Origin of the sequence: Halovivax cerinus (genome assembly GCF_024498195.1) — an archaeon.
GTDB lineage: Archaea > Halobacteriota > Halobacteria > Halobacteriales > Natrialbaceae > Halovivax > Halovivax cerinus.
The window spans coordinates 3,885,794-3,902,757 of the sequence record NZ_CP101824.1 but is presented as its reverse complement, the minus strand read 5'-3'; the positions used below and the strand labels follow the sequence as shown (position 1 = coordinate 3,902,757).

At 67.0% G+C, this 16,964-nt stretch carries 12 protein-coding genes; 5 read left to right on the top strand and 7 right to left on the bottom strand.

What is annotated here, in order from left to right; translation table 11 throughout:
• Positions 1-196 precede the first annotated feature (196 nt).
• The 4 genes from NO366_RS18515 to NO366_RS18500 all read right to left on the bottom strand — a co-directional run bounded on the left by NO366_RS18515 (position 197) and on the right by NO366_RS18500 (position 6,240).
• Positions 197-3,043 (bottom strand): TRAP transporter permease, encoded by a 2,847-nt coding sequence (locus NO366_RS18515; protein WP_256532266.1) that lies wholly within the window; start codon positions 3,041-3,043, stop codon positions 197-199.
• On the bottom strand, positions 3,040-3,537 hold the full coding sequence (locus NO366_RS18510; RefSeq protein ID WP_256532265.1) for a DUF1850 domain-containing protein: 498 nt from the start codon (positions 3,535-3,537) through the stop codon (positions 3,040-3,042). Before NO366_RS18510 ends, NO366_RS18515 begins: the two co-directional genes overlap by 4 nt.
• A 141-nt stretch (positions 3,538-3,678) precedes the next feature.
• On the bottom strand, positions 3,679-4,683 hold the full coding sequence (locus NO366_RS18505) for a TAXI family TRAP transporter solute-binding subunit (protein ID WP_256532264.1): 1,005 nt from the start codon (positions 4,681-4,683) through the stop codon (positions 3,679-3,681).
• 318 nt (positions 4,684-5,001) lie between these two features.
• Positions 5,002-6,240, bottom strand: coding sequence for a cation:proton antiporter (locus tag NO366_RS18500; protein WP_256532263.1), 1,239 nt, complete (start codon positions 6,238-6,240; stop codon positions 5,002-5,004).
• A 488-nt stretch (positions 6,241-6,728) separates the two neighbouring features.
• Between NO366_RS18500 and NO366_RS18495 the strand changes: the two genes are divergently transcribed.
• Both NO366_RS18495 and NO366_RS18490 read left to right on the top strand, forming a co-directional pair.
• Entirely contained in the window at positions 6,729-7,904 is a 1,176-nt protein-coding gene (locus NO366_RS18495; protein WP_256532262.1) for an MFS transporter, read from the top strand.
• A 62-nt stretch (positions 7,905-7,966) separates the two neighbouring features.
• Complete coding sequence (locus NO366_RS18490) at positions 7,967-8,374, top strand: zinc ribbon domain-containing protein (protein ID WP_256532261.1); 408 nt, start codon at positions 7,967-7,969, stop codon at positions 8,372-8,374.
• A gap of 132 nt (positions 8,375-8,506) precedes the next feature.
• Here the strand turns inward: NO366_RS18490 and NO366_RS18485 are convergent, their stop codons facing one another.
• Positions 8,507-9,112, bottom strand: coding sequence for a TetR/AcrR family transcriptional regulator (locus NO366_RS18485; RefSeq protein ID WP_256532260.1), 606 nt, complete (start codon positions 9,110-9,112; stop codon positions 8,507-8,509).
• Positions 9,113-9,273: 161 nt separating this feature from the next.
• Here NO366_RS18485 and NO366_RS18480 point away from each other — a divergent pair, with 161 nt between their 5' ends.
• From NO366_RS18480 to NO366_RS18470, 3 genes are read left to right on the top strand one after another with little or no spacing between them, the layout of a single operon-like run.
• Entirely contained in the window at positions 9,274-9,870 is a 597-nt protein-coding gene (locus tag NO366_RS18480; protein ID WP_256532259.1) for a TetR/AcrR family transcriptional regulator, read from the top strand.
• Entirely contained in the window at positions 9,870-11,375 is a 1,506-nt protein-coding gene (locus tag NO366_RS18475) for an MATE family efflux transporter (RefSeq protein ID WP_256532258.1), read from the top strand. The genes NO366_RS18480 and NO366_RS18475 overlap by 1 nt, the downstream gene beginning before the upstream one ends.
• Positions 11,376-11,377: 2 nt before the next feature.
• Entirely contained in the window at positions 11,378-12,205 is an 828-nt protein-coding gene (locus NO366_RS18470; RefSeq protein ID WP_256532257.1) for a polyprenyl synthetase family protein, read from the top strand.
• Between the two features lie 148 nt (positions 12,206-12,353).
• Here NO366_RS18470 and NO366_RS18465 read toward each other — a convergent pair whose 3' ends face one another.
• Positions 12,354-14,378 carry a hypothetical protein gene (locus NO366_RS18465; RefSeq protein ID WP_256532256.1) on the bottom strand — a complete coding sequence of 675 codons (2,025 nt, stop codon included), beginning with the start codon at positions 14,376-14,378 and terminating at the stop codon, positions 12,354-12,356.
• A 65-nt stretch (positions 14,379-14,443) separates the two neighbouring features.
• Entirely contained in the window at positions 14,444-16,798 is a 2,355-nt protein-coding gene (locus NO366_RS18460) for a GAF domain-containing sensor histidine kinase (RefSeq protein ID WP_256532255.1), read from the bottom strand.
• Positions 16,799-16,964 lie beyond the last annotated feature (166 nt).

Below are 16,964 nucleotides of genomic sequence, written 5' to 3'. Positions count from 1 at the left end.
CCCATGATGATTTATACAACATTCTGTCCGCTGATGTGATGGGAACAGATCCGGGTGCGAGATCGGCGATTCGTGAATCGAACCCGGTGCGCCGATCGACCGCGGGTACGCATCGCCCGCCCGCCGCCCGGTTCGCCGAGCGAGACGACGTGCGGTCTCGGTCGCCCGACTCGGTCGACGGCTGGGCCTGCCGAGGTTATCCCGCCGCCGGAGCGGGCACGTCGTGCAGGTCCGTCGCCTCCCGTCGATTTTTGGCCGCGACGGCCGCGAACACGACGAGCCCGACGCCGCGGAGTGTGAGATCGAGCAGGATCGCGTCGACCGAGACGGTCACGCCGGCGAGTGCGACGAGATCGAAGACGGACGACGAGATCAGTTGCGGCGCCACGAGGAGGATCGAACTGAGCGCGAAGGCGGCTCGGCCGGGACGGTCGACGCGCGCGTACAGCGTCCCGATGACGGCCGCGCCGAGGGCGACGACCCCGAGGAAAACGCCGAGAACGGGGAGAATCACCTCCGGAACGGAGTACGAGAGCTCCGCGAGGTCGCCGAACCCGATGACGCGGTACTGTTCGCCGGGGTCTAACTCGGCGGCGTTGGCCTTCTCGCGCAGCAGGACGATCCCGGGGACGAAGACGAACGCGAAGGGGACCATCGCCTTGTTGAGCGACAGCGAGAACGCCTTCACGCCCGTCTCGAAGGGATCCGACTTCGCCACGCCGCTCGCGGCGTAGGCGGCGACGGCGACCGGCGGCGTGATGTCGGCGATGACGCCGAAGTAGAGGATGAACAGGTGTGCGGCCAAAAGCGGGATGCCGAACTCGACGAGCGGCGAGGCGAGCATCGAGACGAGGATGATGTAGGTGACTGTCGTCGGCATTCCCATTCCGAGGACGATGCAAGCGACGGCGGTCACGAGCAGCATGATCACGATCGAGCCGCCCGACAGCGTGAGTAGTAGCGACGTGAGGTTCGGGCCGAGGCCGGTGACGCTGATGACGCCCGGGATGACCCCGGCTGCGGCGACGGCGATTACGACCGGGACGGCCGTCCGCGCACCCTCGTCCATCGATTTGAAGACGAACGTCCCGAAGCGGAACGGCTGATTGGCGCGCACATCGCCGAGAATTTGCTCGGCGCCGCTCGCGACCCGGGCACCGGCGCCGCCCCGACCGGAGAACCGCGTCTCGGTGGACGCGGTCAACCGATCGATTCGATCGCCGACCGCATCGACAGTCGTCTGGACCGTCGGGTCGAGCTCCAGCAGCGGCGGATCGACGTCGGGACGAGAGAGGAGCGTCACCACCCCGGCGAGCATCGCGTACCAGCCGAGCCGGGAGCCGACGACGTCGATCGCCGTGCCGACGGGCATTCCGGCCCCGCCGGCGCCGGTGACGAGTCCGGCGACGGAGACGCCGGCGGCGACGTAACTCGCCAGCTCGACGCCGACGACAGCCACGAGGATCGCGACGAGTCGCACTCGTGTCTCCTCGCTGTACGCCGAGACGAGCGCGATCAGTGCGACGAGAGCGACGAGCGTGAACCACGCGGATCGAGCGACGGTGAGTCGAGCGACGATGAGGTAGTACAGCAGCAGGACGATCGGGACGAGGTAGAACCAGCCCCCTCTGAGGTGCGTTCCCATCGCGACGGTATCCGGCGTCGCGCCGCCGATCCCCTCCTCGATCGCCTTGAGGTGGACCATCACCCAGACGCCGAAGAAGAAGACGAGCGCCGGTATCGTCGCGAGCACGATGATCTCCCGGAACGGCGTCCCCGTGTACTGGACCATGAGGAACGCCGCGGCACCCATCACGGGCGGGAGGATCTGCCCACCCGAAGAGGCCGAGGACTCGACGCCGCCGGCGAACTCCGGCGAGTAGCCCGAGCGCTTCATCAGCGGGATGGTAAAGGCGCCGGTGGTGACCGTGTTGGCGATCGAGGAGCCCGAGATCGTCCCCATGAAGCCGCTCGAGAGGATGCTCGCCTTCGCCGGGCCGCCCCGTCGCTTCCCCGTCGCCGCGTAGGCGAGATCGATGAACCACTGGCCCGCGCCGCTCATCTCCAGGAACGCGCCGAAGAGGATGAATATGTAGATGAACTGCACCGAGACCGTCACCGGAATGCCGAAGACACCGTTCTCGACGTTGTACCAGAGGTTCTGGACGATCTGCGGCCAGGTCAACTCTGGGATCGCGAGGACGCCGACGACGGGCGCCCCCCCGTCGATGAGGTAGCCCCAGCGCGCGTAGACGATGAAGGACGCCACGATGACCGTGAGCGGCAGGCCGAGCGTTCGACGCGTCGCCTCGAGTACCAGTAAGATACCGACCACGCCGAGGACCATCGCGTAGGAGTACTCGCTGACGAACGGGACGCTCCCGAGAACGGGCTCCAGGAACGAGTACACCTCGGTGACCGGCCGACCCGCCGTGAGCCCGAACACGCGCAGGTTCTGGATCTCGTCGAACTCCGTCAGGAAGAAGATCGGCGGCAGTATCGACGCGCCGAGACACAGCAGGTCGAACGGCGTCACCCGCTCCCGATCGGGATCGACGAACAGCCACCGGACGACGGCCCTGGCTCGACCGAGGAGTCTCGTGATCGGGTGGCCTTCGCCGAGCGTGCGGGATGCGGCGGGGACGATTCGGCCCAGGTTTCGTGCGACGACCCCGTCCCCCATACTCCCCGGAAACAGCAAGAACGTGAGCACGAGCGCGAACGAGACGTGCACCGCGTTCGCCTGCAACAGTTGCAGCGTGACGTCCCAGGAGGTGATCGCGGGCCGCCAGCCGTCGAGCGTCACGAGCGGAACGGAAAACGAGGTACTTCGTGCGGCCAGGATCAGTTGAAAGACCGAAAACGTGATTCCGATCGTCGCGACGACGACGGTAGCGACGCTCGAGAGCGACCGCCGGCGTTCGATCTCGTCGATCAGGTCATCCGCTTCCTCGGGGGAGACCTCGTCGGTCGGCTCGTCCGCGTCGCCTCGGTCGGCCGTCGGTCCGTCGGTACCGCTGTCAGCGTGGTCGTCGGTAGTCATAGGTATCTATCGAGTATCGATCGCCGTTCGACGCGAATACGGACGTCTCTGGCGTTCGTCAGTGCGACGAGATCGTGTCGCCTCCCGTCGACGATCAACTCGTGTCCGGCGATTCGTCCGGGTGAGATGGACAGCGTCCGCAGTTCCATGATCGGTCGGGACGGTTCGTACACGAACGTCCCGTTCTCGCTCGTGACGTCGACCCGGGCGGGCAATCCCCACCCGTAGGATTCGAACTCCATTCGCGTGTTCACTAGCGTCCGATCGGCCACGTGGTACTCGTCGTACACCCGCGATCGCTCCACGCTGTGGGTGTACTCGAGTCCAACCGTGCTCCCGTCACTGACCGGTTCCGCGAGGTATCGCTCGCCCGTCTCGGCGTCGTCGACGACGAGTACCGTCTCGGTCGGCACCAGGGCGGCGCCGGCGACTATCCCGGCCCCCAGTGCGAGGGAGAGCGCGACGAGAACGTGGCGACGGGAGACGTGATCCATGGTGCGTTCGAATGTACCCCTCGATTTCCCGGCCACCCGGCGAGTGCTACACTGTCGTGGCCGCCCGTTCGTGATTGCAGTTCGATTCGGCAGGTCTGTGTGCCCGCTCTCGTTCGCCGTCGATCCGTCGGCGGAGTCGTCTCAGGCGTCGAGGTACGACGAGGCGCCCTCGTGGAGTTCGATGGACATCCCGTCCTGTGCGCTGTCGGCCGAGATGAAGTCGGTCTTGATCGAGAGCGAGTCGACGTTGTCGAAGATGGCTCCGGTGACCGTTTCGACGGTGTCGGCCGGTACGTCCGCGTGCGTGGCGATCATCGCCTGGACGGCGACGGTGTCGACGTCCTCGTCGACGTCGCTGTAGGTGCCCGCCGGGATGGTGTCGTCGGCGAACCACTCCGCGTCTTCCTTGACGGCCTCGCGGTCGTCGCCCTCTATCGGGACGATCTCGACGTCGTTCGTGTTGGCGAGATCCTCGATGGCGCCGACCGGCCAGCCGCCGACGACGAAGGCCGCGTCGATGTCGCCGTTTGCGAGCTGTTCGGACGCCTGTGAGAAGCCGGCGGTCTGTTCCTCGAAGTCGGAGATACCGACCGACTCGAGGATCTGGAGGGCGTTGACCTGCGTGCCCGATCCGAGGTCGCCGGTCGTGATCGTCGCCCCGCTCAGGTCCGAAAGCGACGAGATGTCGTTCTCGGCGAGCGTGACGAGCGTGATGGTCTCTGGGTACAGCGTCGCGACGCCCCGGAGCGACTCGATCGGGTTGTCCTCGAACGCCTCGATGCCGGTCCCGTTCTTCGCGAACGAGGCGATGTCGTTCTGAATGAGGGCGAAATCGGCGGTCCCCTGTGAGAGGCTGCCGACGTTCTCGACGCTGGCACCCGTCGACCGAACGGTCAGCGTGAAGTCCGTGTTCTCCTCGACGACGGTCTTGATCTCGTTCGAGAGCGGGTAGTAGGTTCCGCCGGTTCCGCCGGCGTCCCAGGTGAGGCGCGTCTCGGCGTCGCCACCGCCGTCTCCGTCGCCACCGTCGTCACCGCCGGTACCGTCTGATCCTGGGCTACCGTCGTCGATACAGCCCGCGAGACCGACGATGCTTGCGGCACCACTCGCTTCGAGAAATCGCCGTCGAGTAGATTCAGTGTTCATTCCCGTTGCGGTATATCTCACGCCGGACTATATTTCTAACTATATATTATTGATAGTGATGTATTGTGTACTTCTAGAAAATAGTGGAAGAGAATAATATTAATTGTGGTACTCTCGGTTTCGGCGCCCGGCCGGCGGTTGCACACCCCTGGAGGTGATCGGCCGACACCGGTCTGATCACCCCTGCGGCGAACCCGTTCCATCCCCGGGTCGACCGTCGCGGAGCACACCGTCGACCGGGCGGGGTTCGAGTCCGCCGATCGGTGGTCATCTGCGGACGCCGTTCGGCCGTTTCGGTTTCGAACGCCGACCGCGAGATCAGCGACTGCTGGGCTCGCGTCCGTCCACGTACACCAGTTCGTCCGCCCGTTCTAACATCCGGACGCCCCAGGTGACCGTTACGGGGACGAGCGCGGTCGTGAAGATGGCGATGAAGACGAGGATCGAGAACAGTTCGGTGTCGATGACGCCCGCGGAGAGCGCGACCGAGGCGATGATGATCTCGACGGTGCCGCGGCCGTTCATCCCGAAGCCGACGACGAGACCCTCGCGCGAGGTGAGCGACGTCGGGAGGGCGAACAGCCACGAGCCGAGGATCTTACCCAGGAAGGCGATCGCGACGAGGAGGACCAGGATGCCGACCGAGTCGGCGAAGACGTCGAACGTGATGTCGAAGCCGACGGTGACGAAGAACACGGGGGCGAAGACCCCCATCGCGAGCGTGTAGATCACCGTGTGGATGTGTTCGTGCAGGCCCGGTTCGACGTCCGACTGGCGGAGGAACAGCCCGGCGACGAAGCCGCCGATGATCATGTGCAACTCGGCGAGCGTCGCCAGCTGGGCGAACAGCAGCGAGACCAGCAGGGCGAACGTCACCCCGGTCGTCTGGTCGACGAAGCCGTATCGCTCGCGTAGCGTCTCGATGAGCGCCCACGCGCGTGGGAGAAAGAGGTATCCGAGCAGGAGTGTGACGACGAAGAAGCCGAGCGCCTTCCCGAGGATCGTCACGACCTCGACGGGGTCTAACGTCCCGGCCGTGACGTAGCTGTCGACACCGGCGAAGACGACCAGGACGCCGACGTCGGAGGCGAGCGCACCGCCCAGGAGGACGTTCGCGATCCGGGTGTCGAGCAGGTCGAGGTCGGCCAAGATTCGCGACTTCGTCGCCAGCGAGGTCGCCGCCATCGCGAGCCCGAGAAAGAGCGCCGCGCCGGTCGACACGCCGAGCCACACGCCGGCTGCGTAGCCGAGTCCGAACGGGACGACGAACGCGCCGAACGCGATCAGCAGCGACGGCGGGCCGAGCCGGAACAGCTCCCGGAGATCGACCTCCATGCCGACGTAGACCATCAGGAGGAAGACGCCGAACTCCGCGAACACGGAGAGCAGAGTCGACGGTTCGAGCAAGCCCAACAGCGCCGGTCCGAAGGCGACCCCGGCGAACAACTCGCCCATCATCGTCGGATAGCCGAACCGCTCGGCGACCGCCCCGAAGACCCACGCGACGGTGAGGACCAGCAGGAGACTGAGAATGTCGATGCTGACGGTTTCGACCATTGTCGGTGCCCTCGATCGATCGGGTGTGCGGTGCGTGCGTGTCGGCCCCGGCAGGCAGCGGCGGTGGAACCGACCACTGCCGTCGCGACCGGACCGACTGGTACGACGCCGTCCGAACGCACCGGTGTCGCGTCTTCCGGACCGGCGTACACGGCACCGGTTCGGGCGGATCACAACCGGGTGACCGAACCGGCGCGGTGCCGTCGACGCGCCCGTAGCGACGCGTCGGCACCCGGATGGGTATGTGCCGACGCCGGGTCTTCCTGTACCCGTCGTGTGCCGGTTTCGGTCAGAGCGGAGTCGGGGAGTCGTCGAACCGAAAGACGGAGGACTGACTAATTGGATAGTTAGTACATGCACGATCGATGCGGTCGCGCTCGATCGGGGCGCGTCGAGACGCCACTGCGACGAGGGCGGCGTGCGTTCCCTGCCTCCGGACGCGACCGAACCACGTACATACGCTCGGACCCCATCTGGAGCCGAGACCGATGACCGATCGTTCGCGCCTCGCGATCGTCGTCTGGAGCGTCCTCGTCTCCCAGGTGTTCCTCTATCCGGGGCTCTCCGAGACGGTCGTCGCCCTGGGCGGCGGCGACGACATCCTCGCCGGCACGTGGTTCCTCGTCGCCGAGTTCGGTGCGTTCGTCACTTGCGCCGTGCTGTGGGGGCTGGCGAGCGATACACTCGGTCGGCGAACACCGCTGGTCGTACTCGGTGCCGCGGGCGGTGCCGCGAGTTACCTCGCGGTCGCGCTGTCGCCGGGACTCGAACTTGGATTCGGGGTCGTCCTGGCGCTGCGCGTCGTCGGCGGCGCGTTCACGATCGGTGCGTTCTCGCTATCGATCACGATGCTGATGGATCTCTCCGGCGGGCACGGTCGCAACATGGGTGCGGCCGGGACCGCGATCGGGCTCGGCGCGGCGCTCGGTTCGGTCGTCGGCGGACAGTTGGCCACCGTGGACCCGCTCGCTCCGCTGTACGCCGGGGCCGCCCTGCTCGCCGCCGCTGCGATCCTCGCGGCGACCGTCCCCGACCGCGGACCCGGGGACGGCCTCCCCGTCGGGACGCTCGTCGCGCGGGTTCGCGACCGACCGATGCTACTCGTCCCCTTCGCGTTCGGCTACGTCGACCGACTGACGGCCGGTTTTTTCGCGTTGACCGGCGTCGCGTACTTCCGTGACGTCTTCGGCATCGACGCGGGGCAGGCGGGGCTGACGCTTGCGCTCTTCTTCGTTCCGTTCGCCGTCCTGCAGTACCCCGTCGGCTCCCTCTCGGACCGCGTCGGTCGATTCCTGCCGGTCGTCGTCGGATCGATGCTCTACGGCGTGGCGATCGTCGCGGTGGGCCTCGCCCCGACGTACCTCCTCGCCGCCGGGCTGATGGTCGTCGTCGGGATCTGCGGCGCGCTCGTCTCGCCGACCACGATGGCGCTGGTCACCGACATCGTCCCGTCGTCGGGCCGCGGCGCGGCGATGGGCGGCTTCAACGTCTTCGGCAGTCTCGGGATGTTCTCCGGTTTCCTCGTCGGCGGACTCGTCACGGAGTGGTACGGCTACCTCGCCGCGTTCCTGGTCGCCGGTGGCCTGGAGATCGCCATCGCCACCGTCGCGTCCGGGGCCGTCAGGCGTATCGCCTGGCGATCGACGACGCCGACGAGCGGGTGACCGAATGGGGTCCATTCGCCGGGGGTGAAAGGTTTATTCCCGACTGACCGGTTAGTTTCTGTATGGAACACCAGTCGACCCGCAAGCGGCCGTGGCTCGCCGCGGCGCTCGCGGTCCTCGTGACCGGGCTGGGACACCTGTATCTGCGTCGCTGGATGCGAGCGCTCGGATGGCTGCTCGTCATGTTGCTCGCCGGATCGTTCGTCGAACCGGACGCGGTGCAGGCGCTGTGGCGGGGTGAATCGGTCGACGCGATCGAACTCGCACCGGCGCTGGTCGTCGCCGTCCTCAGCACCGTCGACGCCTACGTCCTCGCTATGGTTCACAATCGGCGCGGAACGGCGGATACGACGCTCGGCGGCGAAGAATCGACCGACGAGCCGTCCTGTCCGCACTGCGGCAAGGCGGTCGACCCGGAACTCGACTTCTGTCAGTGGTGTACGGAACCGCTCGACGGGAGCGACCGGTAGTCGATCGAATCCGGCGTCGTGCCCGACGTGAGCGAGCGGGTCCGGCGTCACCCCCGGCGGGAGCGAGCGGGTCCGGCGTCGTGCCCGACGAGAGCGAGCGGGTCCGGCGTCACTCCCGGCGGACGGGCACCGTCACTCCGCCGGCCGATGGTCCAGCGTCGCCGCGAGGTACTCGGTGGCGGCGCGTCTCGCCGTCGACAGCGCCGTCTCCTCGCCGAGGACGACCGCCCGCGTCCGCGCACCGTCGACGATCGTCACGAGCACCCTGGCGACGTGCTCTGCGTCCGCATCGGCGAAGGCGCCCGCGTCGATACCCTGGTCGATCACCGTCTCCAGCAAGTATCGTACGTAGGCGTCGTTCTCCCGAAAGCGCTCTGCGAACGTGTCGTTGTACGGCGCTTGCGCCCGCATCTCGAGCATCGCGACCAGCAACTCGGTGTGCTCGCTCGCTTTCACGAGCAACCCATCGAGCAGGAGTTCCAGTCGGTCCTCCGGATCGGTCGTCTCGACGTCGTGGACGGCGTCTTTGAACCGGCCGAGGACGAAGTCGAGAAACGCCGCGAGCAGATCGTCTTTGGTGTCGTAGTGGTAGTGGATTGCCGCCGTGGACTTGCCGTACTCGTCTGCGATCCGCTGCATCGTGAGGTCGGCGTACCCGTGCGTACTCAGCGCCCGGTAGGTCGCGCGCATGATCGCCTCGTCGGGGTCCTCGCCCGACCGGTCCGGCGTGTCTGCCATCACCCCTACTCGACGCGCTCCGAGGATAACGGTTTTGTACGGCCCGGTTGGGTCGGTCGACTTCCGTTCGGTCGACAGCGTCTCGGTACGTGACACGTCAGCCACGTCCATCCGGGTCCCCAAGATTTTTGACTAACTGGTTAGTAAGTACCGCTACTCTAATGGACGAATCGGAACGGACGATTCTCGATGCGACCTATCGAGCCCTCTGCGAACACGGCTACGCGGAACTGACGATGCAGCGGATCGCGGACGAGTCGGATCTGAGCAAGGCGACGATCCACTACCACTACGACAGCAAGGAGCGCCTCTTCGATCGGTTTCTCGACTACCTCTACGAACGATACACGGGACGGCTCGACGACCTGTCGGGTGAGACCGCGCGCGATCGACTCGACGCGTTGCTCACCATGCAACTCGCGGACGAGGCGGCCGACCCGGGGATCGACTTTCAGACCGCGATGCTCGAAGTCCGGGCGCAGGCACCGTACGACGAGGCGATACAGGAGACCCTCTCCACGTTCGACGAGGCGCTGGTCTCCCGGCTCCGCGAGACGATCGCCGACGGCGTCGAGGCGGGCGAGTTCGACGAGCACGTCGACCCCGACCTGGCCGCCGACCTCCTGACGACGGCGATCAAGGGCGCACACACCCGACGGGTCGCCGTTCGCCACCCGCTCGACCGGTCCTACGAGGCTGCGCGCACGTACGTCGAGACGTATCTCGTCCGGGAGGACGCGTCGGAGGTGACCGCCTGATGGGTCTCCGAGAGTCGATAGACTCGCTCTTCAGGGGACCGGACGGGATGGATCTCACCTCGGGCGGTATCGGCCGGCCGCTGTTTTACCTCTCGTTGCCGATCATCGTCCAGAACCTCTTTCAGGTGCTGTACAACCTGGCCGACACCTTCTGGCTCGGGCGCCACAGCACCGAGGCACTGTCGGCGATCACGTTCGCGTTCCCGGTCGTCTTCCTGATGATCTCGCTCGCGCTTGGCGTCTCGGTCGCGGGGAGTGTCCTCGTCGCCCAGCACGTCGGCGCCGGAAACGAGGATCGGGCAGCCTACGCCGCCTCGCAGACGATGGCCTACGCGGCCGTCATCTCCGTCGTCCTGGGCGTCCTGGGCTACGCCTTCGTCGACGATCTCACCGCACTCCTCGGCGTGAACGAGACCGTCGCTCCGCTCGTCGTCGAGTACATGCAGGTCTACGCGCTCGGGCTGTTCGCGGTCTTCGGCTTCGCCGTCTTCATGGCGCTCATGCGCGGCTACGGCGACACGGTGACGCCGATGTACGTGATGGCCGGCTCCGTGGTACTCAACATCGTCCTCGACCCGATCCTCATCTTCGGCTTCGAGGCGAACCCGCTGTTCGGGATGCTCGGTCTCGGCGGCGTCGAAGCCGCGGCACTTTCGACGACCGGCTTTACCGGCTGGGGGATCGGCGGCGCGGCCATCGCGACGGTCGGGTCCCGTGCGCTCGCCCTCGTCGTCGGGCTCGCGATCATGTTCCGCGGGAACCGCGGCGTGCAGATTCGCCTCTCGGAGATGGTTCCAGACCGCTCGTTCGGGCGGACCGTCGTCGGCATCGGCCTGCCGGCCTCCGTCGAGGGGGCTGCTCGATCGCTCTCGATCACGCTCTTGCTGGTGGTCGTGGCGGCCTTCCCGAACGCGGTCAGCGGGGCCTACGGCATCGGGACGCGGATCTTCTCGGTGATATTCCTGCCGGCGCTCGCCGTCTCGCAAGGGATCGAGACGATGACCGGCCAGAACATCGGGGCTGACGAGATCGATCGCGCCGCCGAGACGAACCACTTCGGAGCGCGTTCCATGCTCGCACTCCTCACTGTAGGCGGCGCCCTGATCGTGCTCGCCGCCAGGCCGATCGCCGCCGTCTTCGCGCCCGGCCAGCCCGCGGTCGTCGACCACACCGTGACGTTCCTCCGCGTGAGCGGGCTGACGTTCGGGTTCATCGGCGTTATGCGCGCATACACCGGTGGCTTCCGCGGTGCCGGCCACACGATGATCGCGGCAGTCATCTCGCTCGTGACGCTCGGCTTCGTTCGTCTCCCGGTCGCCTGGATCGCCTCGGGCCCGCTCGACGTGATGGGTCTCTGGATCGCGTTCCCGATCTCGAACGTCGTCGGTGGCGTCGTCGCGTACCTCTGGTTCAGGCGCGGAACCTGGCGTGAGGGGAATCTGACCGAACGCGGTCCGACGCGCGACGGGATCGGATCGAACGCCGCACCGACGGACGACGATTGAGCATGACCGACGGTGTCGACCACTCCGACCGGCGAACCGCGATCGAGGCGGCGATCGACGACGCGGTCGAATCTGCCCCGGGAGACGCGCTCGAACCCGCCCGCGCAACTGTGGGCCTCCTCGACGACGTCTGGTTCGGACAGCTCGTCGGTCGGACGTTCGACGCGGTCGCAGCGGACGGTGACACGATCGATTCGATCGCGCGTCCGCACGGACCAGCCGCCGCAGTCGAACTCCTCCGCCGGTACTGTTCGATCCGTTGGGCTCTCTTGCGCGGCGAGCGGTCGGTCTGCACCGTCGCCGAGCCTGGCGGCTCCGCAGCCATCCTCTCCGGCGATCTCCTCTTCGCCGCGGCGTACGCGACGGTCGGATCCGACGGTTCCCCCGTCGGCGATCGGCGGCGATCGCGACTCGTCGTGGTCCTCACGCGGGCGACGACGGACATCGTCGAGACGGTCGGTCGGAACGCTGGACGACTGGCGGCGGCCGATCCGGACGACGAGGTGCACGAGACGCTGGTCGCATCGGTCGCCGGCACCCTCGGTGAGTGCGCAACCCGGCTCGGAGTCCTTTCGGCGCCCGTCGAGAACCCCCCGATCGACACGATCGAAACGATCGGTCGTGAAGCCAGTGCGAGTCGTCAGTATCGTCGCGGGAGGGCGGATGCCGGTCCGGCACCGATACCGATCCGTCCGTCGGCAGACTCGAAGACCGAACTCTCGGCGTCCAGTGACGGACGCGCGGCGCATCACCGGACGACGGCTCTCCGGGCGATCGAGTCACTGCCCGCGCACGTCGATCAAGACCCGCTTCGATCCCTCGTCGACTAGCCGGTGGCGAACCGTATCCGGTTACCGGCTCCGACTCGGGCTGGAATCGGCCTTGGCTCGCCACTTCGCGGGGTGTCGACGGCCTCCGCTCGCCACTCCGCGGGGTGTCGATCGGTTCGCTGACGGCGAGTCGACCCGACGTCGTGTCTCACACGAACGGATAGAACGGTGTCTCGGTCAGGTTCCAGTGGATCTGTCCATCGATAATTGGAATGACGTCTTCGGACGCGACGATGGATGCGAACTCGGGACCTGTCGTCGTAAATTCGATCGGCTGGGCACACAGCTTCGCGGTCACCTCCTCCGAGGGTCGCCAGATGAAGCCCGCCTTCGGGATGTACTGGTGGGCGGTCACGTGATATCGGTCGACGCCCAGGGATTCGACCGTCGCGAGCGTACTGTAGAGTCGCATCGACCGCGTAACCTGAACGAACGCGTCACCGAGGGCGCGAAACGGTGTCCCCGGCCCCGGGCCGGCGGCGTACCTGACCGCCTCGTCGATGGTGCAGCTGCGTCCGAGCAGCCCGAAGAGGCGTTCTCTGGCCGCCGGATCGGCCGGTCCAGCCGATCCGTCGTGGGCGATACAGGCCACGCTCCCGTTCCGGACGCAGGCGCGTCCCGTCTCGAACCCGGCGGGACCGTCGAGGAAGACGACACGAGCGTTCGAGCGCGCGAGTTCGGCCGGATCGAGTACGCCGTCGGAACACGAGAACCCGCAGTCGACGTCGCCGACGAAGTGGAGCAGATCGACGCCCGTATCGAGCAGGTCGCGAAGCTCCGCCCGCGTGACCCCGTGACGAACGTCGACGTCGAGCATTTCGGGTCCGAGTTCGTCGAGCAAGTCGGCGCCCAGCCGGGCCGTCGAGCGCCGCTCATCGTCGGTACAGACGACGGTCGCTCGCTCCGTCTCCGCCTGCCGATCGAGGTACCGTGCCTCCGATTCGAAACTCTCGACGGTCGGCACGTACAGGATCTCGTCCGGCGGTTCCTCCTCGCTCAGCCAGGCCAGCGCGCTCCCGTGCGGACCGCCGTCGAACGCCCGGGCAGGTACCGACTCGTGACGCGTTCGAAGCGCTTCGTGGCGCTCGTCGCGCATCCGCCCGGGTGCGGCGTCGGGGAGCATGACGGCCGAGAGGTCGCGGACGAGGTACGGCAGTCCGCGCGCGTTCTCCCACGTCGGCTCGACGTAACTTACGGCGTGCCACTCCGGGAGCGCCCGGCCCACCCGGTCGAAGTCGAGATCCAGGCACGTTCGCAGCCGCTCGACGTCGGTGGCGTCGACGTACGCCGCCGGATCGACGTCGAGCTGATCGACCAGCGCGAGTTCCGCCGGGTCGGCACTCGCCACCTGGTCGTACCTGACGAGGCACTCGACCAGGAAGACACGTCGTAATAGCCGGGCGACCTCGTACTGATATGCGGGGAGCGAGCCGAGCTCAGCCAGGACGGTTCCCTCGCGCGTCCGGAGCCGCGCCGTTTCGCACGCCTCGATTGCGACGCGAGCCCCGACATAGTACGAGAGGGGCGCCGCCGGAAAGAGGTACGGGCGGCGATCGGGAACGACGAGTTCGAGGCCACTTTCGGGGACGTTCTCGCTGACTGCCTCCGGGATGTCACACCGATCCCCGAACGTCAGCCGCGGTGGGTGTCGCCGGTTGGGGTCCGCCGATCGCTGTGGTGCGCCCCGACGAACGGCGGCCGCGAAGTGCGAAATCGCGGTCGCCACGCCGTCGGTCGTCCGCGGGACGGTGACGGTGTGGCGGGGGTAGGATACGCGACTCTCGAAGCCGATCGTGACCGGAGTCGGCTGGTCGAACGAGAGGGTGAGCGACCCGTCGGCCTCGTATTCGATCCGGCCCGGTCGATCGAACCGAACGGAGACCGAGATCGACCCCTCGCCCATCAGCAGCGACGACCCCGACTGCTCGACCGGTGTGTCGTCGGGCATGATCGGGCGCCGAGTCCCGACGACTCCGTCTTCGCACGTGCTGACCTCCGCGAAGCTGGCAGTTCCCGTGAGCGACGTCACGCGGCCGGCAATCTGCCCGTCGACCTGCATCGGGAAGGAGTGGCGCGAGTCGATTTCGTCCCACCCGACGGTCTCCACCGCCACGACGTTCTCGACGCGGTCGGTCACGCGGATCGTCGTGTCGATGACCTCGATCGTGACCATGCCCATCGATGGGATCGGACCAGTATACGTGTGATGGCCTCAGCTGGTTCCGCCCGGTCGCCTCGTCATGGGATCGATTCGCCCCCGTCCGTCTCGTCGCGATGTTCCTCCGTCGGCGGAGACGCCCCCTCGTCCGACCCGGATACGTCGTCGGTGGGCAGCGCCGTCGACTCATTTGAGGGAGACCCGCTTGATTCATCGTCGAGGTGAGACCCTGTCGTCTCGGCGTCGCTGTTCGAGGCCGATTTTTCGTCGTCGTTCGGACCGGGCGTATCTGGCCGGGTGGAACCGTTCGGGTCCGAATCGAAGTGAATTTCGAACCGGGCACCGCCGCGGTCGCTGTCGGCGACCACGACGTCCCAACCGTGACCGGCGGCCACCTGTGCCACGATGGAGAGACCGAAGCCCGTTCCGCCCTCGTCCTTCGCTGTCGAGACGCCCATCTCGAGGATCTCTTCTTTCAACTCGTCCGGGACGCCGGGGCCGTCGTCGTCGACGTAAACACCGCCGTCGAACGGCCCGACGTCGACGGAGACGGTGTCGCCGCCGTGGAGGACGGCGTTTCGAAACAGGTTCTCGAAGAGTTGCCGTACCCGGGCTGGATCGGCTCGGACGGTCGGTAACGACCCGATGGAGAGCGTCCCGTCGGCCGTGTCGATGCCGTCCCACGCCCGCTGGGCGACCGCTTCGAGAGCGACCGGTTCCCGGTCACCGATCGCCTCTCCTTCTCGCGCCAGGGTGAGGAGGTCCTCGATCATCCGGCGCATGCGGTCGAGTTCCTCTCCCACGACGTCTAAGTACTCGACCTCGCCGGTGTCGACGGCGGTCTCTAAGTACCCTTCGGCGACCGAGAGCGGGTTTCGCAGGTCGTGACTGACGATGGATGCGAACGTATCGAGGCGCTCGTTCTGGCGTTCGAGTTCGCGCTCGCGCTCGACCAGCGTCGAGATGTCGGTGTAGATGAAGTAGCCACGCTGGCGGTCGTCGTCGGACTGGACCGGCACGCTCCTGAGCAGGAACGGGGCGGTGCCATCGACGGTCCGACGGGTGACCTCGGCGTCGACTCGCTCGCCATCTTCGACGGCCTCGTACAGTGATGCGGCGTCCTCGTCCGCTTCGGGCGGGACGAGCAGATCCCGGACCGACTCGCCGGCGGCGTCTTCGGGGTCGAACCCGAACAGCCGGACGAACGCCGAGTTGACCGACTCGATCTGCGGCTCGCCGGCCGCTATGACGTACGTGACCGCCGCGTCGGGAATGTTCTGAAACAGCGCGGCGAACCGGTCGCGTTCGAGCGTCAACGCCTCCTCGAACCTGACCCGGGCCATCGCGTGCGCGGCGTGGACGACCAGCAGTTCGGCGAGTTTGCGATCCATCTCCGTGTACGCACCGGGTTCAGCGGCGAGCGCCTGGAAGACGCCCGTTTCACCCATCGGTATCGAGATCGCGGATCGGTAGGTCGGGCTCGTCGGCTCGGCGGCCGTCTCCTCTCGGATGTCGTCGATTACGAACGTCCGATCCTCGGCGACCGTGCGACCGGCGATCCCGTCGTCGACGGTGAGCGGGCCGGTATCGGTGTAGGGCTCGGCGCCAGTAGCCGCGAGTACGTCGAACGTCTCATCCCCGGCGTCGGCGATGACGCAGGCGTCGAAATCGAGCAGTTCGGAGACGCGTTCGACGACGAACTCAGAGATGTGCGCTACGTCTTCCTGGGCGTCGAGTTCGCGGCTGATAGACCTGAGTCGTTCGATCCGTTCTCTGTTGCCCGGTCGCTCGTCCGGCCGCACATCGACGCCGACGATCGGGTCGAACCGGACGAGCCCGTAGGACGTCCCCGGTACCGGCCTCGTTTGAACGCGAACCGGCCGACCGTCGATCACGAACTCCGAGGTTCCCTCCTCGCCAGCGAGCGCGTCGTCGTACGCTGCCCGGAGGTACGGTTCGACACTCGGATCGACCCACGCGCCGACCAGCGTTCGCCCCTCCAGCGTCTCGGGGGCGAGGTCGTCGGTCACCGCAGTCCCCACGACCGTGACGTGACGGTACTCCGCGTCGAACACGCCGAGTAGCGTGTCTTCCTCGTCGAGGAGGGCGGTGAGCGCACCGACGTGGGCCTGCAGGACGGCGCTACCGTCGTCCCGATCTCCATCGCCGACTCGGTCGGGGAGGGCGTCGATGCGTCGGTCGAGGAGCGTCGCAGTCGTCGCCGGGTCGTCCGTGAGGGGAAGACAGTCGGTCGCGCCGGCGTCGAGTACCTCGTCTGGCCGGGTGTCTCCGTCCAGCACGGCGACGACGGGGACGGACGGGTCGGCCCTTCGGATCGAGTCGATCGCACTGACCGACGTGGACGGTCCGGTGATGACGACGTCGACGTCGGTATCAGAGAACCGCTCACGGACCGCCTCCGGACTCGGTACCACCGTTATCGACCGTGTCGGCGTCCGAAGCGCGTCGAGCAGGTCGCTCTGTGTCTCCGTGCTGCCGAGAAATAGTCCTGAGACACCACGGCACATTCGTTCACGCTGTCGGGCGAGCACGACCTAAACGATTGTGGCCCGGTACCGGGGCACACAATTGGCGATGGTC